This is a genomic window from Acidocella sp. KAb 2-4 (genome assembly GCF_020567705.1).
Lineage (GTDB): Bacteria > Pseudomonadota > Alphaproteobacteria > Acetobacterales > Acetobacteraceae > Acidocella.
This window is the reverse complement of sequence record NZ_JAJDJU010000053.1, coordinates 1-4908: the sequence shown is the minus strand read 5'-3', so window position 1 is coordinate 4908 and position 4908 is coordinate 1. Positions and strand designations below refer to the sequence as shown.

Annotated in this window: 4 protein-coding genes; 2 read left to right on the top strand and 2 right to left on the bottom strand. The window is 59.1% G+C overall.

Annotated features, from left to right (window positions below; all coding sequences use genetic code 11):
• Positions 1 to 95: 95 nt before the first annotated feature.
• Positions 96 to 1367, bottom strand: coding sequence for a sulfotransferase (locus tag LI953_RS15135; RefSeq protein WP_227076924.1), 1272 nt, complete (start codon positions 1365 to 1367; stop codon positions 96 to 98).
• A 307-nt stretch (positions 1368 to 1674) separates the two neighbouring features.
• On the opposite strand from LI953_RS15135, the gene LI953_RS15130 reads away from it, so the two are divergent.
• Together LI953_RS15130 and LI953_RS15125 are read left to right on the top strand one after the other, a co-directional pair.
• Positions 1675 to 2418, top strand: coding sequence for a TetR/AcrR family transcriptional regulator (locus LI953_RS15130; protein WP_227076923.1), 744 nt, complete (start codon positions 1675 to 1677; stop codon positions 2416 to 2418).
• Positions 2419 to 2569: 151 nt separating this feature from the next.
• A complete protein-coding gene (locus tag LI953_RS15125) occupies positions 2570 to 3973 on the top strand; it encodes a Rieske 2Fe-2S domain-containing protein (protein WP_227076922.1) in 1404 nt (467 codons plus the stop codon).
• A 14-nt stretch (positions 3974 to 3987) separates the two neighbouring features.
• Here the strand turns inward: LI953_RS15125 and LI953_RS15120 are convergent.
• Positions 3988 to 4908: alcohol dehydrogenase catalytic domain-containing protein (locus tag LI953_RS15120; protein WP_227076921.1), on the bottom strand; the 921-nt coding region annotated here is incomplete at its 5' end.

Here is a 4908-nt window from a genome sequence, read left to right as displayed (position 1 = left end):
GGAAAGTAACTGAGCTGGTGAAAATAGATATCTGACGGATGGACTAAAAGCGAAATGTAATGGCGGCCTTGTCGAGGGCCGCCAATTTTTATGCACTAAACCTCGTTCGGCACCTTAAAGTATTCCTGATACCGCCGAAATGCTAGCCGTTCTTTGGACACGATGCTGTCATTGCCGGTGTTGTACTTATGCGCGGGACGGCTGGAGCGCGGATTATTGGCGAGATATGTCTCCATACCGTTGCGTCCGCTGACGCTGAGCTCCAGATCAAAAAATTCATAAATACGCTCAACTTCTCGCATCGGGTCTGTGATGAAGTCAAGATATTGGATGTTGCACAGACGTTGTTTCGGGAGCAATCCTTGCTCGATCCAGTCGATCGGCCGTGTTATCATTGCTGAACAAATGTCGAGATCTGTAACAGTATCAAAAGAACCAGGCGAGAGAGTCATGTCGCTGCGCGCCCAGGTGAGTGTTCCGACCAGGCTGACAGCCGATGAGAAGGACTTTACGGGGTCTCGATGCATCCAGATGAGCCGCAGATCGGGGTAGACCTTCAAAACATCCGGAAGGTAGTTTAGCGCATCCGGCGACTTCAGTATCCACCGGCTCTCGCCATAGCGCCATTGTAGCAGCTTGAGCACGCGCTTTTCGTAGGCGACCGAATTCACCATGCCGCGCCCGGCCATGTAGTGGAAAAGTGCCGGCGTTTGACCAAAGATCGCCTGCCACGCTGGTGATTGGAAGCTCAGGCACTGTATATGAATGCATTCCGTCGGGATGTTGGCCGAGAATTCATGGATTGAGTCCATTTCCGGCGTTACGCGGCTCCACATGCGCATGCGTTCATCCGCGGTCCTGATGCGTGGCTCGTCGTTTTCGCCTTCAGGTGGCAGGCCAGGAAAAAGGGCCTGCCAGGTGCGCTCCACGGCATTACCGGGATCCTCCGACAGCAGGTTGAGCATGGCGGACGTGCCAGTGCGGCCCTGGCCCACGATGAGGATCGGTGCGGTGATTTCTTGGTCATCAATTTCAGGGTGCAGTTTGTAGGCATGTTCTACTTGCAGGCGACCCTCCAGCAGCATGAGCAGATCAGACCGTGTCATGATACGGCCCATCAGGGTCAGTTCGGCATCGGCGTCGAGCCCTTTGCAGAAGACCTCGAACGGCTCGCGCCAATCCTCGCCGCCAAAATCTGAAAGTCCGGTATTGGCAATTGCGGTCTTGATCAGGGAGTCCGGGGTGAGCGGCACGATCCCCTTGATGTCAAGGCGTGTCCCTTCCTGGTTGATCTTCGCCACCCAGTCCGGCCGCGGAGGCGGGGTCCATGTGGTGCGGCGGTCTTGTGGTGTGACGTCTGCTTTCATTGTTGACCCTCTTTGTTGGCTGCGCCATCTTGGACAAGGATTTATGAAGCCTGTCGGGTGTGCTCAAAAGACGCGCGGGGGCGAAGGGTTTACGCCTGTGAGCGTGAAATAAAATAATCCTTGCGGTCCTGCGAAGTGTGGCACATCTGACTCGACGCCGCTGCCGGCCATGTCATATTATAAGGGGGTGTCGCTGCCGTTTCGGGTTGCCGGAATGCAGGGGCGTTTTTCGGTGAGAGCCCAACCGCCACGGGATGCCGTGGTGAGCATAAGGCAGGGACGTACCGGGTGGAAGGAATTTGTCGAGATGTCCATGTCGATGAACGAATCGTTGTTTGACAAGCCGTTGCCTGGGGGAGCGTTTGCTGCGCCCAACCCTTACGAGCCGGCTAATTTGCACCGCTATGTGCATGTTGCGGCACCTTCCTGCGGTAAGCGCTGGTTTAATCACCAGGAGCGGCGCTCCAGCATCCTGGCGGCTGCGCGGCGGCGGCTGGTTGATGCGGGGTTCGAAGGCGTGTGCTTCCGCGATATTGCCGAGCTTTGCGAGATTTCCGTGCCGACGATTTATAATATCGTTGGCGACCGTGCCGAAGTGATGAATCAGGCGTCGATTGAGTGGGTCCAGTGGCTAGGTGCGGCAGCTTCCGTGCAGGGTGAGGGCGGCAACAAGGTTCTGTGGGCAATGCAGACATTCTGGGACTCAGCGCTGGCTTACCCGGAATTCACCAAGACGGCGGCGCAGCTTTCGGCGACACCCGGGCGGCCGTTGAGCGATGCGTTTTATAAAGCGGGGGTAGCGCTCATCAGCAAATGGCTGACGGAACTGCGTGCGCAGAAGCGGCTGCGGCCGTCGATCTCGATCGACGGTTTGGCGTGGCAATTATCGCTCGCGGTCACGGCGGGTGTTTGTAACTGGGTATTCGCGCCATATGCTGAAGCGAGGTATAAGCGGGATTTCGCCAATGGCCCTGGACTGATGCTCCTGGGGGCGATGCAGGGCGCGGAAGTGGCTGTCGTTGAGCAGGCGCTGGAAGCTATTTTGAAGTGATGCGGTTTGATGAGGTGCGACGCTGCGTTGCGGTGAATTTTTAATTCATGCCAGCGTTGCTTATAATGTTTTTGCTTGTGTCGGTTTTTTGCATGCAGGAAGTTCGGATGCAAAAATTTAAGCCTGACGGCAAAGACATGGGAGTTGTTAAATGTCGGGAATGGTGAACAAACAACCGCAGCGTGGCTATGGAAGCGCGGAACGCCCTGTTATCGGGGTGTTGTGGGAGCGTGATGCCGGCGGACAAAATCAGGCCATGACCGCCAAGGGTACGTATGAGCCCTCTCACAAGAGCGTTGATCTTAAACGTTATTATGATCCTGCGGTGTTCAGTGATGAGGTGGAGAAAATCTGGCGCAAGCAATGGCTGTATGCTTGCCGGGAGGAGGATATCCCCCAGATTGGCGACCGCGTGCCATTCCATGTCGGCCCGCTCTCGTTCTTCATCGTCAGAACTGCCGAGGATGAGTTCAAGGCTTTTTACAATGCCTGCCCGCATCGTGGCACAATGCTGTGCGCCAAGCCGGAATCGGGAGCGACAATACGCTGCCCCTATCATGCCTGGGAATGGAATGTGGATGGTAAGCTGAAGCGCATCCCCAGCCATTGGGATTTTCCGGAAGTTACGCGCGTCAATGGTGGCTTGCCTGAGGTGAAGCTCGACCGCTGGGGCGGGTTCGTCTTCATTAACGCCGATCCCGAGAGCGGCCCGCTGGAGGAGGCCTTGGGCGTGATGCCTGAGCATCTGCGGCAATTCGCGCCGGAGACGCGTTATACCAAGGCGCGTTACCGCAAGCTGGTGCAGGCGAATTGGAAGATTACGCAGGAGGCTTTCCAGGAAGCGTACCATTTGTATGCGACGCATCCGGAAGGCGTGCCGTTCAACGGCGACAGCCAGTCGCAATATGATATCTGGCCGACCCGGAATGGCGCAATTGGCAGGGAAGCCGTGCCCTCGGCGGTGCCCAGCATGCATGCTGGGCCCGAAGCCACGCCACTGCAGGCCGCGCATGTTTTCGCTCAGGTTATGAAGAGTTGGCACTACCCGGAGGCGGACCTCCCGGAGCTTGATTCCGCGAAGGATATTCGAGCCCAGATCGGGGCTTGGCACCGTAAGGTTTACGAGCAAACCTATGGCCGCCCCAACCACGCGCCGGACGCCGTGATGCTGGACAGCGTGCTCTACTTCATGTTCCCGCATTTCTGCATATGGTTTTCTGAAGCCGTGCCCTTCGTCTATCAGTTCACGCCGCATTCCACGGATCCGGGGCTATGCTATTTTGAAGTGCGCCTGCTGATGCCTTGCACGGAGGGTGAGCCTCGCCCGCCCTCGTCTCCGGCGGTGGAGGTCGGCATCGGGGAGAGCATTTTTGAAAAAGTTCCGGCTTTTGGGTTTTTGGGCATGATCTTCGATCAGGACATGAACAACATGCCGCTGGTGCAGCGTGGTGCGCAGGCTGCGGATCCGCAACAGGCCATCGCGCGCTTGGGCACGTACCAAGAGTCGCTCATTCAGCATTGGCACGAATTATTCGATCGGCTCCTCTCAGCGTGAGCGGAGCCGAGGGCTTACCGTTGCGGGTCTACCATAATCTTGGCGGCATGAGAGCCGTGCCGCAGCGCCTCGAAGCGTGAGGGAAGTTCGGAGAGGCTGATAGTCTCGCCGATCATTCCACGCGGCGCGGTGGCACCGGCTTCCAGCGTTGCCAGTGCCTGCTGAAATTCGGACGTGCCGTAAGCGACGCTGAAGAGGAAGCGCGCCTCTTTCCACATGGCCAAAGCGGGCAGGATCGGGTCCGGCGTGGTGCAACCGCCGAGCGAGAGGATGCTGCCGCCGGGGCGTATCAGGTCGAGGGCTTGTTGAAGCAGCCCCGGTGCACCGGCGCCTTCGACCACGATATCTGGCGGGCCGCCGAGCACGGCGGCAAGGCGGCTGGGCAAGTCGTCGCCCGTGGTGAGCAGCGCGTCCGCCCCCATCTCTGCCACCAGCGCCTCGGCGCGCCGGGAGCGGGTGATGGAGGCGAGCCGGCCAGCGCCCAGCCGGCGGAGCCAGAATATGGCGCTGGCGCCGATTGCGCCCGCCCCGATTACCGCTACCCGCGCCCCCGCCAGCGGCTCCAGCTTACGAATGCCGCGCAGCGCCGCGGCGAGCGGCTCCACCAGCGCGCCATCGGCAAAGGAGAGGGAGTCCGGCAGGCGCATCGCGAAGCGCTGGTCAACGAGGGTATATTGGCCGAAGCCGCCAGCCATCGGGCGGAACGCGGGACAATGCAGCGGCTGGCCCGCGAGGCAAGCCGGACAATGACCACAGGCGGACAGGGGGAGTGCCGTCACACGATCTCCGGCACGAAGCCAGCCATCCTGCCCGGCTTCGACCACTTCTCCGGCATATTCATGGCCGAGTACCGTTCCCGCCGGTACGTCCATTGGTCCACCGCTCGTCATATGCAAGTCTGAGGCGCAGATGCCGCAGCGGCAGACGCGTATCAG

Bases quoted from the DNA above. Each gene is read 5' to 3' on its own strand.
- LI953_RS15135 (WP_227076924.1), bottom strand. From the start codon at position 1,367: ATGAAAGCAGACGTCACACCACAAGACCGCCGCACCACATGGACCCCG.
- LI953_RS15130 (WP_227076923.1), top strand. From the start codon at position 1,675: ATGTCCATGTCGATGAACGAATCGTTGTTTGACAAGCCGTTGCCTGGG.
- LI953_RS15125 (WP_227076922.1), top strand. From the start codon at position 2,570: ATGTCGGGAATGGTGAACAAACAACCGCAGCGTGGCTATGGAAGCGCG.